Annotated in this window: 17 protein-coding genes and 1 riboswitch; of the genes, 10 read left to right on the top strand and 7 right to left on the bottom strand. The window is 71.1% G+C overall.

Annotated features, from left to right (window positions below; translation table 11 throughout):
- Positions 1-161 precede the first annotated feature (161 nt).
- From ACIQ6R_RS09950 to ACIQ6R_RS09925, 6 genes are all read left to right on the top strand, one after another.
- Entirely contained in the window at positions 162-782 is a 621-nt protein-coding gene (locus ACIQ6R_RS09950) for a heme-copper oxidase subunit III (protein ID WP_029393865.1), read from the top strand.
- A 65-nt stretch (positions 783-847) separates the two neighbouring features.
- Positions 848-1,657: a c-type cytochrome gene (locus ACIQ6R_RS09945; RefSeq protein ID WP_404220047.1), complete on the top strand. Its 810-nt coding sequence runs from the start codon at positions 848-850 to the stop codon at positions 1,655-1,657.
- A complete protein-coding gene (locus tag ACIQ6R_RS09940; RefSeq protein WP_404220045.1) occupies positions 1,654-2,718 on the top strand; it encodes a Rieske 2Fe-2S domain-containing protein in 1,065 nt (354 codons plus the stop codon). The genes ACIQ6R_RS09945 and ACIQ6R_RS09940 overlap by 4 nt, the downstream gene beginning before the upstream one ends.
- Positions 2,715-4,352 carry a cytochrome bc complex cytochrome b subunit gene (locus tag ACIQ6R_RS09935; protein WP_404220043.1) on the top strand — a complete coding sequence of 546 codons (1,638 nt, stop codon included), beginning with the start codon at positions 2,715-2,717 and terminating at the stop codon, positions 4,350-4,352. Before ACIQ6R_RS09940 ends, ACIQ6R_RS09935 begins: the two co-directional genes overlap by 4 nt.
- A gap of 130 nt (positions 4,353-4,482) precedes the next feature.
- The gene (gene trpD / locus ACIQ6R_RS09930) at positions 4,483-5,547 is read left to right on the top strand and encodes an anthranilate phosphoribosyltransferase (protein WP_404220041.1); all 1,065 of its coding nucleotides are present in this window, start codon (positions 4,483-4,485) and stop codon (positions 5,545-5,547) included.
- Positions 5,548-5,627: 80 nt separating this feature from the next.
- A riboswitch (SAM riboswitch) is annotated at positions 5,628-5,744 on the top strand.
- Between the two features lie 145 nt (positions 5,745-5,889).
- Positions 5,890-7,290: an aminotransferase class V-fold PLP-dependent enzyme gene (locus ACIQ6R_RS09925; RefSeq protein WP_404220038.1), complete on the top strand. Its 1,401-nt coding sequence runs from the start codon at positions 5,890-5,892 to the stop codon at positions 7,288-7,290.
- Here ACIQ6R_RS09925 and ACIQ6R_RS09920 read toward each other — a convergent pair.
- The 7 genes from ACIQ6R_RS09920 to ACIQ6R_RS09890 form a co-directional block, all read right to left on the bottom strand.
- On the bottom strand, positions 7,197-8,438 hold the full coding sequence (locus ACIQ6R_RS09920) for a glycerate kinase (RefSeq protein WP_404175200.1): 1,242 nt from the start codon (positions 8,436-8,438) through the stop codon (positions 7,197-7,199). The genes ACIQ6R_RS09925 and ACIQ6R_RS09920 overlap by 94 nt on opposite strands.
- Before the next feature lie 83 nt (positions 8,439-8,521).
- The gene (locus ACIQ6R_RS09915; RefSeq protein ID WP_404220036.1) at positions 8,522-9,937 is read right to left on the bottom strand and encodes an SLC13 family permease; all 1,416 of its coding nucleotides are present in this window, start codon (positions 9,935-9,937) and stop codon (positions 8,522-8,524) included.
- Positions 9,938-10,051: 114 nt separating this feature from the next.
- Positions 10,052-10,714, bottom strand: a complete 663-nt coding sequence (locus ACIQ6R_RS09910; RefSeq protein WP_404174427.1) for a response regulator transcription factor — start codon at positions 10,712-10,714, stop codon at positions 10,052-10,054.
- On the bottom strand, positions 10,711-12,204 hold the full coding sequence (locus ACIQ6R_RS09905) for an ATP-binding protein (RefSeq protein ID WP_404174424.1): 1,494 nt from the start codon (positions 12,202-12,204) through the stop codon (positions 10,711-10,713). Before ACIQ6R_RS09905 ends, ACIQ6R_RS09910 begins: the two co-directional genes overlap by 4 nt.
- Positions 12,134-12,454, bottom strand: a complete 321-nt coding sequence (locus tag ACIQ6R_RS09900) for a small secreted hydrophilic protein (RefSeq protein ID WP_375919818.1) — start codon at positions 12,452-12,454, stop codon at positions 12,134-12,136. The genes ACIQ6R_RS09905 and ACIQ6R_RS09900 overlap by 71 nt, the downstream gene beginning before the upstream one ends.
- Before the next feature lie 80 nt (positions 12,455-12,534).
- On the bottom strand, positions 12,535-12,816 hold the full coding sequence (locus ACIQ6R_RS09895) for an Lrp/AsnC family transcriptional regulator (protein WP_055416531.1): 282 nt from the start codon (positions 12,814-12,816) through the stop codon (positions 12,535-12,537).
- The gene (locus ACIQ6R_RS09890; protein WP_404174421.1) at positions 12,813-13,583 is read right to left on the bottom strand and encodes a rhomboid family intramembrane serine protease; all 771 of its coding nucleotides are present in this window, start codon (positions 13,581-13,583) and stop codon (positions 12,813-12,815) included. Before ACIQ6R_RS09890 ends, ACIQ6R_RS09895 begins: the two co-directional genes overlap by 4 nt.
- 157 nt (positions 13,584-13,740) lie before the next feature.
- On the opposite strand from ACIQ6R_RS09890, the gene ACIQ6R_RS09885 reads away from it, so the two are divergent.
- From ACIQ6R_RS09885 to ACIQ6R_RS09870, 4 genes are all read left to right on the top strand, one after another.
- Entirely contained in the window at positions 13,741-13,980 is a 240-nt protein-coding gene (locus tag ACIQ6R_RS09885) for a hypothetical protein (RefSeq protein ID WP_031030820.1), read from the top strand.
- A gap of 64 nt (positions 13,981-14,044) precedes the next feature.
- Positions 14,045-15,388 (top strand): NYN domain-containing protein, encoded by a 1,344-nt coding sequence (locus ACIQ6R_RS09880; RefSeq protein WP_404174418.1) that lies wholly within the window; start codon positions 14,045-14,047, stop codon positions 15,386-15,388.
- A gap of 243 nt (positions 15,389-15,631) precedes the next feature.
- Positions 15,632-16,672: an NlpC/P60 family protein gene (locus ACIQ6R_RS09875; RefSeq protein ID WP_404175197.1), complete on the top strand. Its 1,041-nt coding sequence runs from the start codon at positions 15,632-15,634 to the stop codon at positions 16,670-16,672.
- Positions 16,673-16,886: 214 nt separating this feature from the next.
- Complete coding sequence (locus ACIQ6R_RS09870) at positions 16,887-17,900, top strand: NlpC/P60 family protein (protein WP_404220034.1); 1,014 nt, start codon at positions 16,887-16,889, stop codon at positions 17,898-17,900.
- The last annotated feature ends 13 nt before the right edge of the window (positions 17,901-17,913 follow it).

Below are 17,913 nucleotides of genomic sequence, written 5' to 3'. Positions count from 1 at the left end.
CGTAGCCCGTCGCGCCGGATGCTACTCCCTTGAACACCTCGTCAACACTGGTTCGGACACGGCTTCGACGGGCCGTTCGATGGGCCATACGGGCAGTACAGACGGTGCGGACACTCCGAACGGCACCCCCCGGGGTGAGGGCGGGATAAGCGACCGACATAATGTCGGTCGTGGCGACAGCAACGACAGTAGAAACCGGGCACGCGCACCCGTCGGTCAACCGACCGAACCTCACCAGCGTCGGAACCATCATCTGGTTGAGTTCCGAGCTGATGTTCTTCGCGGCCCTCTTCGCGATGTACTTCACCCTGCGATCGGTGACCGGCCCGGACTTCTGGTCCGAGAAGGCCGACGCGCTGAACTTCCCGTTCTCCGCGACGAACACCACGATCCTGGTGCTCTCCTCCCTCACCTGCCAGCTCGGCGTGTTCGCTGCCGAGCGCGGTGACGTGAAGAAGCTCCGGATGTGGTTCATCGTCACCTTCGTGATGGGTGCGATCTTCATCGGCGGTCAGGTGTTCGAGTACACCGAGCTGGTCAAGCACGAGGGCCTCTCGCTCTCGTCGGACCCGTACGGCTCGGTGTTCTACCTGACCACCGGCTTCCACGGACTGCACGTGACGGGCGGCCTCATCGCCTTCCTGCTGGTCCTCGGCCGCACCTACGCGGCCCGGAGGTTCACCCACGAGCAGGCGACCGCCGCCATCGTCGTGTCCTACTACTGGCACTTCGTCGACGTCGTCTGGATCGGCCTCTTCGCCACGATCTACATGATCAAGTAGTCGCGGCGCGCACCCGCCCAATTCCAGAAGCATCGACGCAGAAGATCCTGACACCGGGGTAATCCGTGAAAAAGCTCTCCGCACGACGACGCCACCCGCTGGCGGCGCTCGTCGTCCTACTCCTCGCGCTGGCATGCACAGGGGGGCTGTACGCCGCGTTCGCACCCGCGGACAAGGCGCAGGCCGATGAAACCGCCCAGTCCCTCGCCATCGACGAGGGCAAGAAGCTCTACGCCGTCGGCTGTGCCAGCTGCCACGGCACCGGGGGTCAGGGCACCACCGACGGTCCGAGCCTGGTCGGCGTGGGCGCCGCAGCCGTCGACTTCCAGGTGGGCACCGGACGTATGCCGGCCCAGCAGCCGGGTGCGCAGGTCCCGCGCAAGAAGGTGATCTACTCCCAGGCCGAGATCGACCAGCTCGCCGCCTACATCGCCTCGCTGGGTGCCGGTCCGGCCATCCCGTCGGAGGAGAAGTACGGCCCGGAGGGCGCGGACATCGCCAAGGGCGGTGAGCTGTTCCGCAACAACTGCGCGCAGTGCCACAACTTCACCGGCAAGGGCGGCGCCCTGACGCACGGCAAGTACGCGCCGAACCTCGAGGACGTCGATCCCAAGCACATCTACGAGGCCATGCAGACCGGCCCGCAGAACATGCCCTCCTTCCCCGACAGCACGATGTCGGAGCAGAACAAGAAGGACATCATCGCCTACCTGGACGCGGTCAACAGCGACGACACCGTGGAGCCCGGTGGCCTCAACCTCGGCGGACTGGGTCCGGTGAGTGAAGGTCTGTTCGCTTGGGTGTTCGGACTGGGCGCCCTGATCGCCGTCGCCGTCTGGGTCGCCGCTCGGACCGCAAAGGCCAAGAAGTCATGAGTAGCCAAGACATTCCAGAAGAGAACCTGCCCGCTGAGCAGGACGCCCCGCACGGGCACGGCTCGCTGCGCACCGCGGACGAGCAGAACCCGTTCGCCGACCCGGGTCTGCCGCCCCACGAGCACCGGATCCAGGACACCGACGAGCGGGCCGCCAAGCGGTCCGAGCGCACGGTCGCCCTGCTGTTCACGCTGTCGATGCTGGCCACCGTCGGCTTCATCGCCTCGTTCGTGACGATCCCGGTCGACAAGTCGGTCTACATCTTCCCGCTCGGTCACATCAGTGCGCTGAACTTCGCGCTCGGCATGACGCTCGGCGTCGCGCTGTTCGCGATCGGCGCCGGCGCGGTCCACTGGGCCCGCACGCTGATGTCCGACGAGGAGGTCGCCGACGAGCGGCACCCGATCGAGGCCGACGCCGAGACCCGTGCCAAGGTCCACGCGGACTTCAAGCAGGGCGCCAAGGAGTCCGTGATCGGGCGCCGCAAGCTGATCCGCAACACGATGCTGGGCGCGCTCACGCTGGTGCCGCTCTCCGGTGTCGTCCTGCTGCGCGACCTCGGCCCGCTGCCCGGTACCAAGCTCCGCCACACCCTGTGGTCCAAGGGCAAGCTGCTCGTCAACATGAACACCCACGAGCCGCTGCGCCCCTCCGACGTCGCGGTGGGCTCGCTCACCTTCGCCATGCCCGAGGGCCTGGAGGAGCACGACGAGGAGTTCATGACCGAGATCGCCAAGGCGGCCCTGATGATCATCCGGCTGGAGCCGGAGGCCATCAAGGACAAGCGCGAGCTCGAGTGGTCGCACGAGGGCATCGTGGCGTACTCGAAGATCTGCACCCACGTCGGTTGCCCGATCTCCCTGTACGAGCAGCAGACGCACCACGCGCTCTGCCCCTGCCACCAGTCCACCTTCGACCTTGCCGACGGCGCCCGGGTGATCTTCGGTCCCGCCGGTCACGCCCTGCCGCAGCTGCGTATCGGCGTGAACGACGAGGGTTACCTCGAAGCGCTCGGCGACTTCGAAGAGCCCGTCGGTCCTGCCTTCTGGGAGCGCGGATGAGCACTACAGCCAACGAAGCCCCCCGCTCTCGCGGGAAGGCACCGGCCGGCGAGCGCGTCGCCGACTGGGCCGACGGCCGGCTGGGGATCTACTCCCTGGCCAAGGCCAACATGCGCAAGATCTTCCCCGACCACTGGTCGTTCATGCTGGGTGAGGTCTGCCTCTACAGCTTCATCATCATCATCCTCACGGGTGTGTACCTGACGCTGTTCTTCCACCCGTCGATGAACGAGGTCACGTACCACGGCTCGTACGTGCCGCTGCAGGGCCAGCTGATGAGTGAGGCGTACGCCTCGACGCTGGACATCAGCTTCGACGTCCGCGGTGGTCTGCTCATCCGGCAGATCCACCACTGGGCGGCGCTGATCTTCCTCGCCGGCATGTTCGTGCACATGATGCGCGTCTTCTTCACCGGCGCGTTCCGCAAGCCGCGTGAGATCAACTGGCTGTTCGGCTTCCTGCTGTTCGTCCTCGGCATGTTCACCGGCTTCACCGGTTACTCGCTCCCGGACGACCTGCTCTCGGGTACCGGTATCCGCTTCATGGAGGGCGCGATCCTGTCCGTGCCGATCGTCGGCACGTACATCTCGTTCTTCCTCTTCGGCGGCGAGTTCCCCGGCCACGACTTCGTGGCCCGGTTCTACTCGATCCACATCCTGCTGCTGCCGGGCATCATGCTCGGCCTGGTGGTCGGCCACCTGATCCTGGTCTTCTACCACAAGCACACGCAGTTCGCGGGCCCCGGCAAGACCAACAAGAACGTCGTCGGCATGCCGCTGCTGCCGGTCTACATGGCCAAGGCCGGAGGCTTCTTCTTCCTGGTCTTCGGTGTGATCGCCGCCGTCTCGGCCATCGCCACGATCAACCCGATCTGGTCCATCGGCCCCTACCGGCCGGACATGGTCTCCACCGGCGCCCAGCCCGACTGGTACATGGGCTTCTCCGAGGGCCTGATCCGTGTGATGCCGGGCTGGGAGATCAACTTCTGGGGTCACACGCTCGTCCTGGGTGTGCTCATCCCGCTGATCATCTTCCCGCTGGTCCTGGCGACGATCGCGGTCTACCCGTTCATCGAGTCCTGGGTCACCGGCGACAAGCGCGAGCACCACATCCTGGACCGCCCGCGCAACGCCCCGACCCGGACCGCCTTCGGTGTCGCCTGGATCACCTGGTACATGGTGCTGCTGATCGGTGGCGGCAACGACCTGTGGGCCACGCACTTCCACCTGTCGATCAACGCGATCACCTGGTTCGTCCGCATCGGGTTCTTCGTCGCCCCGGTCGTCGCGTTCATCATCACCAAGCGGATCTGCCTCGGCCTCCAGCGCCGGGACAGGGACAAGGTGCTGCACGGCCGCGAGTCGGGCATCATCAAGCGCCTGCCGCACGGTGAGTTCATCGAGGTGCACGAGCCGCTCAGCCAGGAGCAGCTGCACACGCTCACGGCGCACGAGCAGTACAAGCCGGCCGAGATCGGCCCCGAGGTCGACGAGAACGGCGTCCGGCGCAAGGTGAAGCGCACGGAGAGGCTCCGCGCCAAGCTCAGCAAGGGGTACTACGGCGAGGAGTCGCAGATCCCGAAGCCGACCGTCGAGGAGTACAAGGAGGTCACGAGCGGCCACGGCCACCACTGACCCTCCGGCGTCGCCACACCACGGCGAAGGGCTCCGTCCGTTCCGCGGACGGGGCCCTTCGCCGTGCCCGGGGCTGGATAGGGTGGGACCACACTCCCTTTCCGCCATACACACGATTCAGGAGCGGCTCATGAGCGCTGTGACCCCCGCTGGAGGCGACACCGCGGCGGGCCGCTCCTGGCCCACCCTGCTGAACGGGCTGCTGGACGGCCAGGACCTCTCCGCGGACGACACCGCCTGGGCGCTGGACGTGATCATGCGCGGCGAGGCGACCGACGCGCAGATCGCCGGCTTCGCGGTGGCGCTCAGGTCGAAGGGCGAGACCGTCGAGGAGATCTCCGGGCTGGTCCGCACCATGTACGCCCACGCCAACGTGATCGAGGTGCCGGGGGAGACGGTCGACATCGTCGGCACCGGCGGCGACGGCGCCAAGACGGTCAACATCTCCACCATGTCGGCGATCGTCGTGGCCGGGACGGGCGCGAAGGTCGTCAAGCACGGCAACCGGGCCGCCTCCTCGGCGTCCGGGGCCTCCGACGTCCTGGAGAAGCTCGGGGTCAATCTGGAGCTGACGCCGAAGCGGGTGGCGGAGGTCGCCGAGGAAGCCGGCATCACCTTCTGCTTCGCCGTGAAGTTCCACCCGTCGCTGCGCCACGTGGCGGCGGCGCGCGGCCAGCTGGGTATCCGCACGGTGTTCAACTTCCTGGGTCCGCTGACCAACCCCGCCAAGGTGAAGTCCCAGGCGATCGGGGTCGCCCACGCCCGGATGGCGCCGATCATCGCCGGTGTCTTCGCCGAGCGCGGCCACTCGTCCCTGGTCTTCCGGGGTGACGACGGCCTCGACGAGCTGACCACGACGGCCACCTCCCGGGTGTGGGTCGTGCGGGACGGCCGGGTGACCGAGGAGACCTTCGACCCGCGGGACGTCGGCCTCGAACTCGTGCCGGTCCAGGCGCTGCGCGGCGCCGACGCCTCCTACAACGCCGACGTCGCCCGCCGCCTGCTGGCCGGCGAGACGGGCCCCGTGCGGGACGCGGTGCTGCTGAACTCGGCGGCGGCGCTGGTGGCGCTGGAGCCCGGCGACGGGCCGTTGACCGAGCAGATCCGGGCCGGGATGGACCGGGCCGCGGAGGCGGTCGACTCGGGCGCGGCCAGGCGCGTCCTGGAGCGCTGGGTGGCCGCGACGCACGCGTAGCCGCCCTCTCGTGTGACGTGCGTCCCGCGATCCGGACTCGGGTTGCGGGGCGCCGATCATTTCCCCTAGGTTTTTCGACAGGTCATGAGTGACAGTCATGAGGCCCCGGCCGACTGTCCGGCAACCCTCCGTCCGTGGCGGGGTGCCCCGGGTGAAGACCAGGCCGTGGACAGCAAGGTTCACGGCAAGCGCGGACCCCTCGCGAAACCAGGGGTCCTGGGTCGTCCGAGGAGTCTCCCGTGAACCGGCGAATGCGATAGGGCCGCAGAGCCCCGCCTCCGCACACCTCTTTCTTCTCTTTCACAGCGCGTTTCCTCGCGCTGGTCCTCACGGGAGTCCGCCATGTCCGTACCCACCGCTGTCGCCACCCCGCTGCCCGTCCTCGGCCGGGACGTCACCGTCCCCCTCGTCACCGGCGGAGAGGTCACCTACGCCGCGCTCGACTACGCCGCCAGCGCGCCCGCGCTCCAGCAGGTCTGGGACGACGTGGCGGCCTACGCCCCGTACTACGGCAGCGTGCACCGCGGGGCCGGGTACCTGTCGCAGCTGTCGACCGACCTGTTCGAGAACGCCCGGGAGACCGTCGCCGGGTTCCTCGGATGCCGGGAAGGGGACCAGGTCGTGTTCACCCGGTCCACCACCGACTCCCTCAACCTGCTCGCCGGCGCGCTGCCCGCCGGCTGTCGGGTCTTCGTCTTCGAGACCGAGCACCATGCCTCGCTGCTGCCCTGGCGGGACGCGGACGTGACCTACCTGGACGCCCCGCGCACCCCGGCGCAGGCCGTCGAGACCCTGGAGCGCGCCCTCGCCGCCCGTGAGCCCTACGGGCCCGCCCTGGTCTGCGTCACCGGTGCCTCCAACGTCACCGGCGAGCTGTGGCCGGTGCGTGAACTGGCCGCCGCCGCGCACGCGCACGGTGCCCGGATCGTGCTGGACGCCGCCCAGCTCGCCCCGCACCACCCCGTCTCCGTGGCCGACCTGGACGTCGACTGGGTCGCCTTCTCCGGGCACAAGCTGTACGCCCCCTTCGGCGCCGGCGTACTGGCCGGCCGGGCCGACTGGCTGCGCGAGGCGGAGCCGTACCTCGCCGGCGGCGGCGCCAGCCGCAGGGTCACCCGGCGCGCCGACGGCGGCGTGGACGTGGAGTGGCACGACAGCGCCGCGCGGCACGAGGCCGGGTCGCCCAACGTCATCGGCGCCTATGCCGTCGCCGCCGCCTGCAAGGCGCTCACGGAGGCCGGGTTCGACACGCTGGTCGCCCGCGAGGAGTACCTGATCGGCAAGGTGCGGGAGGGGCTCGCCGAGGTGCCCCAGGTGCGGATCCTCTCGCTCTTCGGCGACGACGCCCCCCGCGTCGGCGTGCTCTCCTTCGTCGTCGAGGGCTGGAACAGCTCCCACTTCGCCGCGGCCCTCTCCGCCGAGTACGGCATCGGGGTGCGCGACGGCCTGTTCTGCGCCCACCCGCTGGTGCGCACCCTGCTCGGCAGCGACCCGCAGGCGCAGGGCGAGTGCGGCGCCCCCGAGGCGCAGCCCGGCGAGAAGTCCCTCAACGCCATCCGCGTGAGCTTCGGCGCGGGCACCCCGGAGGAGCACGTCGAGCGGTTCGTGAACGCCGTCAAGGAGCTGGTGAGCGACGGCGCCCGCTGGAACTACCGCACCGAGGACGGGCGGTGCGTGCCCGACACGTCCGCCGCCGACACGTCCGCCGCCGACACCTCCGCGGCGGGCACCGCCGCCGCCTGACCCGGCAGCCGCGACCCCAGCAGGATCATCCGCAGCGCCCGCTCCGTGGCGTCCGTGACGAGTTCGGCGGCGCGCAGCAGCGCGTCCGCCAGGGCCATCGGCGCCGGCATGATGCCGTGGAAGGCGTCCACCCCCGGCACCTCGTGCGCGCCCTCGCCGAGCGTGCCGGCCAGGGCGAGGACGGGACGGCCGTAGAGCTTGGCGCGGCGGGCCACCTCGGCCGGGACCTTGCCGCGCGGCGTCTGGTGGTCCAGGGCGCCCTCGGCGGTGAGCACCAGGTCGGCGCGGGCGAGGCGGGCGTCCAGGTCGAGGTGGTCGAGCAGCACGTCGAAGCGGGGGAGCAGCCGTCCGCCGACCGCGGCAAGCCCGGCGCCCAGCCCGCCGGAGGCGCCGGTGCCGGGGCCGCCCCGCAGGTCCGTGCCGATGACACCGAGGTCCCGGGTGAGGACGCGCGCCCAGTTCTCCAGACCGGCCGACAACTCCTCGACCCGCGCGGGCGTCGCCCCCTTCTGCGGGCCGAACACCCGGGCCACGCCCCGTTCGCCGCACAGCACGTTGAACGGGTTGCAGGCGACGAGCAGCTCGGTGTCCTTCAGCCGGGCGTCCAGACCGGACGGGTCGACACGGGCGAGGCGGATCAGCTCCCGTCCGCCGTGCGGGAGTTCGAAGCCGTCCGCGTCCAGCAGCCGGGCCCCCAGCGCCTGGAGCGCGCCGGCGCCCCCGTCGGAGGTGCCCGAGTCGCCGCAGCCGACCAGGACGCGCCGTACCCCGGTGTCGAGCGCGGCGCGGATCAGCTCGCCGACGCCGTAGGTCGTCGTGGCGCCCGGGTCGCGCAGGGCACGGGGGACCAGGGAGAGGCCCGCGACGGCCGCCATCTCCACCACCGCCGTGTCCTGCGCGCCGAGCAGTGCGAAGTGGGTGCCGACGGGTTCGCCGACCGGGCCGGTGGCGGCCAGCGCGACCAGCCTTCCGCCGGTCGCGGCGGCCAGCGCGACGGCCGTGCCCTCGCCGCCGTCCACCAGCGGGATGAGGTCGATCTCGGCGTCCGGCAGGACCCGGCGGACACCCGCCGCGATGGCGTCGGCGGCGGCCTGGGCGGACAGGGACTCCTTGAAGCCGCTGGGGGCCACGACGACACGGTTCAGCAGCGAGGGCACGGCGGGCACGGAAGACGCGGCGGGCGTGGAGGGCACGGAAGACGCGGCGGGCATGGAGGACATGGAGGACTCCTTCAACGGGTCACGGGCACGCCGAGCAGCGGCCAGACGGCGGCGGCGAAGAACAGCACGAGGGCGGCGGTCAGCGGTGCCAGGACGGCGGACAGCCGCAGCAGGTCGCGCGGGGTGTAGGTGGGGGTGCCGGGGATGTCGGAGAAGAGCGTGACCGGCTTGGCGGAGGCCGGGAGGGTGTGGCAGAAACCGGCGGCGGCGGTGGACGCGAGCGCGGCGGCGACCGGGTTGACCCCGGCGCCCACGGCCGCGGCGATCACCAGCGGGACCAGGACGGAGGAGCGGGCCGAGCGGGACTGGAGGACCAGGTGGGCCGCCGTGCTCACCGCCACCACGACCCCGAGGAAGACGGCCGGTGCGACGTGCGCGGGCAGCCCCGACACCAGCCACTTCGCGGCACCGGAGTCGGCGAGCGCGACGCCCATCGCCATGGTCGCCGCCATGAACAGCAGCAGCGACCAGGGCACGGTCTTCAGCGCGTCCTTGAGCCGTACGGTGCCGAGCGCGGGGGAGGAAGCGACGACCGCCCCGATCAGCGCCACCACCGCGGGCGGGACATGGTGCAGGGGCTCGCTGCACCACAGGGTCACCACCGTGGCCAGCAGCAGGGCGCAGCGCTTCTCCGCCTGCGTCCAGGGCCCGGTGACCGGGCTCTCGGTGTGCCGCTGTATCTCCTCGGCGGTGATGTGGACCGGGCCCTTGCGGTCCGTGCGCCGAGTCGTCGTCAACAGGACCGTCTCGGCGGCCAGATGGGAGGAGGTCACCGCCAGCGGGAGGCCGAGCAGCAGCCACTGCGTGAAGCCGATCCGGTCCCCGGTCGCCTCCCACAGCACCGACACCGTGATCAGATGTGCGCCCGCGCCGATCAGGGTCGCCACCGCCGACAGCAGAATCACGGTCGGGAACAGCAGTGCCAGCATCACGACCAGTCGCTTCCGGTCGGCGAGTGCCTTGGCGAGGGCCAGGAAGACCGGCAGCGCCAGCGCCGCCCGGCCCGACGTGGCCGGCACCGCGAACGCCGTCACGACCAGCGCGGCCGTCGTCAGGTGGACCAACTGCCGTACGCTGCGCGCCCCGCCGACCAGGAACGCCGCGGCCCGCCCCGCGAGCCCGGTCCGGGCCACCGCCGCCGCCAGCACGAAGGCGCAGATCAGCAGCCACACCGTGTCGTCGCCGAGGGTGCCGAAGAGGGTGTCGCTGCTGATCACACCGGTCGCGGTCAGGGCGAGTCCGGCGCCCAGCGCGATGTACGTGTCGTCGATCGCCGTACCGATCCAGGCACACGTGGCCAGCGCGAACACGGCCAGGGTGAGGCGAGCGTCACCACCGAGGGCGGGGAAGTTCGCGGGTACCGCGAGCAGCGCGCACAGGGACAGCGCCACGCAGAGGGCCGCCGCCAGGCGGAGGTTCAACGTCACGTCATCGAGGGTTCTCCCGGGCGGTGAGCCCTCAATGAGTCCGACATGAAGGAAACTTCACACAAAAGCCGGTCGGCCCGTCGGCGGGTCGGGTGCGTGGCCGGGCCGGGTGCGTCAGCCCGGCAGCCGGTACCCCATGCCCCGTACCGTCTCCACCCGTTGCGCCCCCAGCTTCTTGCGCAGCGCCCGCACGTACACGTCCACGATGTTGGAGCCGGGGTCGAAGTCGTAGCCCCACACATGGGACAGGATCTGCTCCCGCGACAGGACCTGCCCCGGGTGGCGCAGGAAGAGTTCGAGCAGCACGAACTCACGGGCCGTCAGGTCGACCGTCCGCTCCGCGGCACGGGCGCGGCGGGTGCGCAGGTCCAGGGAGAGGTCGCCGGACCTGAGCACCGTCACCTCCGGTGCCCTGGCCGCCGTACGCAGCCGCAGCCGTACCCGGGCGAGCAGTTCCTCGAAGCGGAACGGCTTGGTCATCCAGTCGTCGGCGCCGCCCTCCAGGCCCGCCACGGTGTCCCGTACGGAGTCCCGGGCGGTCAGCACGATCACCGGGGTCGTCACCCGGGACTCGCGCAGCTCCCGCAGGACCGTGAATCCGTCCCGGCCGGGCAGTCCGATGTCCAGGACGACCAGGTCGAAGCCGCCGGTGAGGGCGTACTCGTAGGCGGTGTCGCCGTCGGTGACCGCGGTGGTGGTGAAGCCGTTGGCGCGCAGGCCCTTCTCGACGAAGGAGGCGATGCGCTCCTCGTCCTCGACGATGAGGATGCGGTTCATGGGCGTGCCTCTTCCAGAGTGAGTACGAAGGTGGCGCCGCCGCCCTCGGTGGCGCGCAGGGCGACCCGGCCGCCGTGGCCCTCGGCGATCGCCTTGACGATCGACAGACCGAGGCCGGCGCCCGTGCCGCGCACCCCGCGCCGGGCCGTGCCACGCCGGAAGCGCTCGAAGACGACCTCGGCGTCCTGCGGCTGGACCCCGGGTCCGGAGTCGGCGACGTACAGCTCGATCCGGGGACCGTCGGCGCGGGATCCGATGCGGATGGTCTGGCCGGTGGTGGTGTGCTGCACGGCGTTCTGCGCGAGCTGCACCATGGCCTGGGTGATGCGCTGGGGGTCCAGCCGGGCCTCGCGGTCGGCGACCTCGGCCAGCACCCAGTCCCGGTCGCCCAGGGTGCGGGCCTTGACGTAGACGTCGGCGGTGAGTTCGGCGAGCTGGACCGGCTCGGGGGTGACGAAGTCGGGGCGTTCGGCCTTGGCGAGGAGCAGCAGGTCCTCGACGATGCGGCTCATCCGGTCCAGTTCGTCGGTGACGAGGCGGACGGTCTCCTCGCGTTCGGCCGGGTCGTCGCCCATCAGTTCCAGGTGGCCGCGCACGATGGTGATCGGGGTGCGCAGCTCGTGGCTCGCGTCGTCGACGAACCGGCGCTGGGTGCCGAAGGCGCGTTCCAGCCGGTCGAGCATGGCGTTGAAGGTCTCGGCGAGCGCGGCCACGTCGTCGTGGCCGTGCACCGGGATGCGCCGGGTCAGGTCCTGCTCGGTGAGCTGGGCGGCCGTGGTGCGCACCAGCCGGACCGGTTTGAGGATCCGGCCCGCGACCACCCAGGCGATGCCGGTCGTCATCAGCAGGGCGACACCGGAGATGGCGAGCAGGACGCGGAACACCTCGTCCGCGCGCGCCTGTTCCCGCCCGGGATGGAAGGCGACCACGAAGGCGGCCGCCGGTTCGCCGCCGTAGCGGGCCACGGTGACCTTGGCCCAGCGGATGTCCCCCTGCGGCCGCTCCAGGGTGCCGGTGGAATCCGGGGAGGCGTAGATGCGGCGCCGGGCGTCCGCGTCCTTGCGCAGGGGCAGGGCGACCGGGATCTCGCGCTGCTGGATGATCTGCGTGGGCCTGCTGCCCACCTCGCCCACCAGGCCGATCAGCTCCTCGTCCAGGTCGGCGTACTGCCTCTCCAGGAAGACCTTGAGCAGCCGCTCCGGTTCGGTGAACGGGAGGCCGGTCTCCGGGTCGAAACCCTGCTCCTCGAAGTTGGCGAACTCGCCGGCCTCCTGGGCGAGCAGGCCGTTGATCCGCTGGTCGGTGTCGCGCAGCAGGATCGAGCGGGTGGTCGCGGCCACCGAGGCGAGGGCGACCGCCATCACGAGCAGCAGCCAGAGCAGGATGCGGACCCGGGCCGAGATCCGGCGGCGCTCGCGGTCAGCCGTCGTCGCCGGCTCCGTCGTCGGCGCCCCGGTCGTCTCCGGCGTCGTTGCCTCGGTCGTCGTCATCGTCGTCATCCGGGGCGCTGTCGGTCACCGGCGGCCGGGTCACCACCTGGTCGCTCGGCGTCGGCTCGGGCGAGGAGGAGGTGGGTGAGGAGGAGGTGGGGGTCGGGGTGGGGGAGCCGCTCTCCAGCTCCACCTTGGCCGGGACCTTCGGTTCCTGCGGACTGTCGGTGAGGGCGAAGCTGGTCGCCGCGATGCCGAGCGGGATCAGGACGACGGCCGCCAGGGCCGCCATCCGGCGTGAGAAGACCATGTCCCTGATCCTGCGCCCGACACCCCGTGTCCCGGATGAGTCCGGGATGAAGAACTCTTCATCCACGTCCTCGCTGGACGCTAGTTGTCGAGCCCGATGGCGAACGCCGCCTCCAGGTCGTGCTGCGAGTACGTCCGGAAGGCCACGTGCGTGTCCGTGCCCTCCACGCCCGGGATCTTGCTGATCCGGCCGGGGATGACCTCCGCCAGGTCCTCGTGCTCGTTCACCCGCACCATGGCGATCAGGTCGTAGGTGCCGGTGACGGAGAAGACCTCGCTGACGTTCTCCAGCGCGGCGATCTGCTCCGCGATCTCGGGGATCCGGTCCACGCTGGTCTTGATGAGGACGATCGCGCTGATCACGGCTGTTTCTCTCCCTCGGGGGCCGTCACTGGAACACTCTGCACTCTAGCCGTACGCCCGAACCGCACCCAGGCGAAGGCGAAGCCCAGCCCGAAGCCCACCAGGTGCGCGAGGTACGCCACCCCCGGCCCGTCACCGGCCCGGCCCGCCGCCATCCACTGGAGGCCGGCCCAGAAGGGCAGCACGACCCAGGCCGGGAAGCGCAGCGGCAGGAAGAAGAGGAAGGGCAGGAGGCTGGTCACCCGGGCGCGCGGGAAGAGGAAGAGGAACGCGCCGAGGATCGCGGAGATGGCCCCCGAGGCGCCGACCAGGGACTGCTGGGAGTGGGCGTTGGCCCCCGCGTAACCGAGCAGGGCCAGGTAGCCGCAGCCGAGGTAGAACAGGGCGAACTGGAGCCTGCCCATCCGTTCCTCGGTCATCGCGCCGAAGACGTAGAGGAAGAGCATGTTGCCCAGCAGGTGCACCCAGCTGCCGTGGACGAACAGCGCCGTGGCGGGGGTGAGGGCCGATCCGGGGGAGTCCTCGAACAGTTCTGCGGGGATCACGCCCCAGCGCCGGAAGTAGGCGCGCTGCGCGGCGAGCAGCTCGTCGCCGGTGCCGTACACCGGATTCAGGCCCGCCGCCGGGCTGACCAGGAACAGCAGACAGCACAGAGTGATCAGCCCGTACGTCACCGGTGCCGACCGGCCCCGGGTCGTGCGGGACCTGCCCGGCGTTCTGACCGTCCTTGCTGTCCTGAGGGCCGCCGTGCTCCAGTTGCGGATCATGGACACAGAGCATGACGTAACGGGACGCAACCGACCGGCCCGCCTCGCCGCCGTGGACACGCGGGCGTCGGGTACCCGCCAGGCCGTAGGGTTACGAGCCACACGCGCCGGGGGAGCCCGGCGCGGCACCCACACTGGAAGAGAGCGAACAGCCACGATGACGGTTCCCCTGCCGACCGACACGACGCGGTGGCGCTGCACCCTCTGCGGCAACCTCACCCGCTTCGACGTGACCCGGGCCTCGAAGGTCGTCGAGTACGTGCACCTCGATCTGGCCGGTGAGCCGAAGGTCGAGGAGCGCGAGGTGCTCAGTGAGACCATCGAGTCGGTGCGGTGCCGCTGGTGCAACGCCGTGGACCAGGTGGAACTCGTGGACAGGCCGGGTGCCGCCTCCTGAGCGGAGCGGCCCCCGCACGAGGCGATCCCGCGGTGGGGTCGCCCTGAGACATTTGGGGTGACGGATGGTGGAGACACAAGGCGGGGAGCCGGGCGACGGCGCCGCCGAGGTGCTCGACCGCCCGCTGCCCGACGGCGTGCGCCGCAGGGTCGTGCAGATCGTGTCCGACGGCTTCGGCGGACTCACGGTCGGCGAGCTGCCGGCGCAGCTGAGGCAGTACGCCCGGTTCGCGCCGAACCGCAGGGCCAAGTTCGCCGGCAACGCCATGGCCGCCGCCGTGGAGAGCGATCCCCTCTTCCGCCAGCGCATCGGCGAGAAGCTCAGGGAGGCCCAGCCGGAGCTGGCCGGGGCCCTGGACGCCGCCTCCCCGCCGCCGGCCGCGGACCCGCTCGACGTGGCGGCCGCCGCCTACGTGCTGCGGCCGCACGGCTGGGTGAAGCTGGTGACCGCCGCCGGCGAGGAGGCGCAGCGCGCCGACGCCGAGCGCGCCGACGAGGAGAGCCGCGCGGAGCTGGAGCGGCTGCACGAGGAGCTGGCCCGGGCCCGGGAGCACACCAGGACCGAGACCGAGCGGCTGCGCACCGAGCTGGACGCGGCGAAGAAGGAGGGCGAGTCGCTGCACCGCAAGCTGCGCTCGGCCCTCAGCGACGTCAAGCGCGGCGAGGCGGCGCTGCGCAAGATCCGGGCCGAGATCGACGCCGTCCGTGCCGAGGGGCACGCGCAGGTGTCCGCCGCCGAGAGCGAGACCCGGCGGCTCAAGACCCGGCTCGGGGAGGCGGAGGCCGCCCTGGAGGCCACCCGCAAGGCGGCCCGTGAGGGGCGCAGCGTCGAGGACATGCGGGTGCGGCTGCTGCTGGACACCCTGCTGGACGCGACGCAGGGGCTGCGCCGGGAGCTCGCGCTGCCCCCGGTGTCGGTGCGGCCCGCCGAGACGGTGGACGCGGTCGAGCCCGGCCGGATGACGCCCAAGGACATCGCCGCCCGCGCCCTGTCCGAGAACGACCCCGCCATCCTCGACCAGTTGCTCGCGCTGCCCCAGGCGCACCTGGTCGTCGACGGCTACAACGTCACCAAGACCGGCTATCCGCAGATGCCGCTGGAGAAGCAGCGGCTCCGGCTGCTCGGCCAGCTCTCCCAGCTCGCCGCACAGACCGGCGCCGAGATGACCTGCGTCTTCGACGGCGCCGAACTGGTGGCGCCGGTACTGCTCGCGCCGCCGCGCGGGGTGCGGGTGCTGTTCTCCAAGCCCGGCGTCACCGCCGACGAGCTGATCCGCCAGCTGGTGCGGGCCGAGCCGCCCGGGCGGCCGGTCATCGTGGTCTCCACCGACCGCGAGGTCGCCGACGGCGTGGCGCGCGCCGGCGCACGACCGGTGGCGTCCGCGGTACTCCTCAAGCGGCTTTCCTAGCCCCTCGCCGGCCCCTTGCTTCACTTTCGTGGCAACCGCAACGTAGGCGCTCTATGCCTGAATTGACGGAACCGTCACGCAACGTAGTGTCAAGTGGGGATTACTGCACGTGAGTTGTGGCAAAGAATGCGGTGCGTAACCGGGATTTTTCGGCGGAGGATTTGAACTGATCACGAGTGGGTCACTAGGGTCAGCCCTCGAACCCTCGCACGGGTGATCCCTCTCAAGAAGGAGCTCGTCTCCGTGGCGTCCCACCGTCGTCCCAAGCAGCCGAGCCGCACGCGCGTGACCGTGCTGACCACCGCTGCCGCCGCCGCCGTCGCTCTCAGCTCGCAGGCCGCCAACGCCGCCCCGAGCGAGAAGCCGAGCAAGGACGAGGTCAAGGCCAAGGTCGACAAGCTCTACGAAGAGGCGGAGCAGGCCACCGAGAAGTACAACGGCGCCAAGGAGAAGCAGGAGAAGCTCCAGAAGGAGATCTCCACGATCCAGGACAACGTCGCCCGCGGCCAGGAGGAGCTCAACGACCTGCGTGACGGCCTCGGTTCGATGGCCAGCGCCCAGTACCGGTCCGGCGGCATCGACCCCTCCCTCCAGCTCTTCCTCTCGGCCGACCCGGACGACTACCTGGACAAGGCCTCCACGCTCGACCAGCTGAGCGGTCAGCAGGTCGAGGCGCTGAAGAAGATCCAGGACAAGCAGCGCGACCTCGCCCAGCAGCGCTCCGAGGCCACCGAGAAGCTCCAGGACCTCGCCTCCACCCGCACCGAACTGGGCAAGAAGAAGAAGGAAGTCCAGGGCAAGCTCTCCTCGGCGCAGAAGCTGCTCAACTCGCTCACCGCGCAGGAGAAGGCCGCCCTCCAGGAGGAGGAGCAGCGCTCCACCCGAAGCAGCGAGCGCGAGGTTCTCTCCGGCACCGGCAAGCCCGCCTCCGGCCGGGCCGCCGCCGCCTTCGCCGCCGCCCAGAGCAAGATAGGGACACCGTACGTCTACGGTGCCACCGGCCCGTCCTCCTTCGACTGCTCGGGCCTGACCTCCTGGGCCTACGCGCAGGCCGGCGTCGGCATCCCGCGCACTTCGGAGGCGCAGACCGGCGCGGGTACGCGCATCTCCTCGATGAGCGACCTCCAGGTCGGCGACCTGGTGTTCTTCTTCAACGACCTGCACCACGTCGGCCTCTACGCCGGCAACGGCCAGGTGCTGCACGCGCCGCGTACCGGCACCGTCGTCCGCTACGAGTCGATGAACACCATCGGCGGCCCGTTCATGTTCGGCGTGCGCGTCTGACCCGACGCCCCTCCCGAACCCTTCAGTCGCCCTCGCCATGCCGCCCGTTCGGGCGAATCACGGTACGGCCTTCTGACCTCCGCCCCGCCGGTGACCTGCGTCAGCGGCGGGGCGTCGTGCTGCGCGGGCCCCCGAGGTCGTTGGCCGGTGCCCCGCCGCGGGGTTACTGTCTGCCGCGTTTCCCTGTCCGCCAGAGGAAGGAGTGCGGCTTCCCGTGGGGTTCCATCGCCGCCTTGCACCAACCGGGCTCGACCGCGGCGCCACCGCCGCCGTCGGCCTGCTGTCCGTCGCCGCCGCGGTCCTGGGCGCCGTACCGGCCACGGCCACCCCGCACGAGGACCGGCGGGCGGAGGTGGACCGGCTCCACACGGAGGCGGAGCAGGCGACCGAGGCCTACAACAAGGCCGACGCGCGCACCGACGCCCTGCGCGAGGAGGTCAGCACCGCGCAGGACTCGATCGCCCGGCAGCAGGCGCGGATCAACACCATGCGGGACGCGCTCGGTTCGCTGGCCGGTGCCCAGTACCGCTCCGGCGGCATCGACCCCTCGCTGGAACTGCTGCTCGCCACCGACCCGGACGACTACCTGGACAAGGCATCCGTGCTCGACCGGATCACCACCCACCAGGCCGGTGAACTGAGGGAACTCCAGGGCGCCATGCGCGACCTCGCCCAGGACCGCGCCGAGGCCGGCCGGAAACTCGCCGAGCTGGAGAAGGGCCGCAAGGCCGTCGCCGCCCACAAGAGGACCGTCGAGCGAAAGCTCGCCCAGGCTCGCGAGCTGCTCAACTCCCTCCCGGACGACGAACGCGCCGCCTACGACCGAGGCTCCCGCTCCGGCCGTACCGACCTGCCCGCCCCCGGCGCCGCCGGGCCCGTCTCCGGCCGCGCGGCGGCCGCCGTCGCCGCCGCCCGCTCCGCGCTCGGCAAGCCCTACGTCTGGGGCGCCAACGGGCCCACCGGCTTCGACTGCTCGGGCCTGACCCAGTGGTCGTACGCGCAGGCCGGGGTCGGCCTGCCGCGCACCTCGCAGGCGCAGTCCGGCGCCGGGCAGCGGGTGTCCCTGGCCGAGGCCCGGCCCGGCGACCTGGTCGCCTACCGGGACGACGCCAGCCACATCGGCATGTACGTCGGCAACGGCCAGGTGATCCACGCGCCCTACCCCGGCGCCCCCGTGCGCTACGACCCGGTCGGCATGATGCCGGTCTCGTCGGTCACCCGGGTCTGACCTTCTCGGTCGC

This window comes from Streptomyces sp. NPDC096048, assembly GCF_044763415.1.
Classification (GTDB): domain Bacteria; phylum Actinomycetota; class Actinomycetes; order Streptomycetales; family Streptomycetaceae; genus Streptomyces.
Note: the sequence above shows the minus strand (reverse complement) of the source record. Positions and strands in the feature narration are given on the sequence as shown.

Coding starts and splice junctions, on each gene's coding strand:
- ACIQ6R_RS09950 (WP_029393865.1), top strand. CDS start 162: ATGTCGGTCGTGGCGACAGCAACGACAGTAGAAACCGGGCACGCGCAC.
- ACIQ6R_RS09940 (WP_404220045.1), top strand. CDS start 1,654: ATGAGTAGCCAAGACATTCCAGAAGAGAACCTGCCCGCTGAGCAGGAC.
- ACIQ6R_RS09935 (WP_404220043.1), top strand. CDS start 2,715: ATGAGCACTACAGCCAACGAAGCCCCCCGCTCTCGCGGGAAGGCACCG.
- trpD (WP_404220041.1), top strand. CDS start 4,483: ATGAGCGCTGTGACCCCCGCTGGAGGCGACACCGCGGCGGGCCGCTCC.
- ACIQ6R_RS09925 (WP_404220038.1), top strand. CDS start 5,890: ATGTCCGTACCCACCGCTGTCGCCACCCCGCTGCCCGTCCTCGGCCGG.
- ACIQ6R_RS09910 (WP_404174427.1), bottom strand. CDS start 10,714: ATGAACCGCATCCTCATCGTCGAGGACGAGGAGCGCATCGCCTCCTTC.
- ACIQ6R_RS09905 (WP_404174424.1), bottom strand. CDS start 12,204: ATGACGACGACCGAGGCAACGACGCCGGAGACGACCGGGGCGCCGACG.
- ACIQ6R_RS09900 (WP_375919818.1), bottom strand. CDS start 12,454: ATGGTCTTCTCACGCCGGATGGCGGCCCTGGCGGCCGTCGTCCTGATC.
- ACIQ6R_RS09890 (WP_404174421.1), bottom strand. CDS start 13,583: ATGATCCGCAACTGGAGCACGGCGGCCCTCAGGACAGCAAGGACGGTC.
- ACIQ6R_RS09885 (WP_031030820.1), top strand. CDS start 13,741: ATGACGGTTCCCCTGCCGACCGACACGACGCGGTGGCGCTGCACCCTC.
- ACIQ6R_RS09880 (WP_404174418.1), top strand. CDS start 14,045: ATGGTGGAGACACAAGGCGGGGAGCCGGGCGACGGCGCCGCCGAGGTG.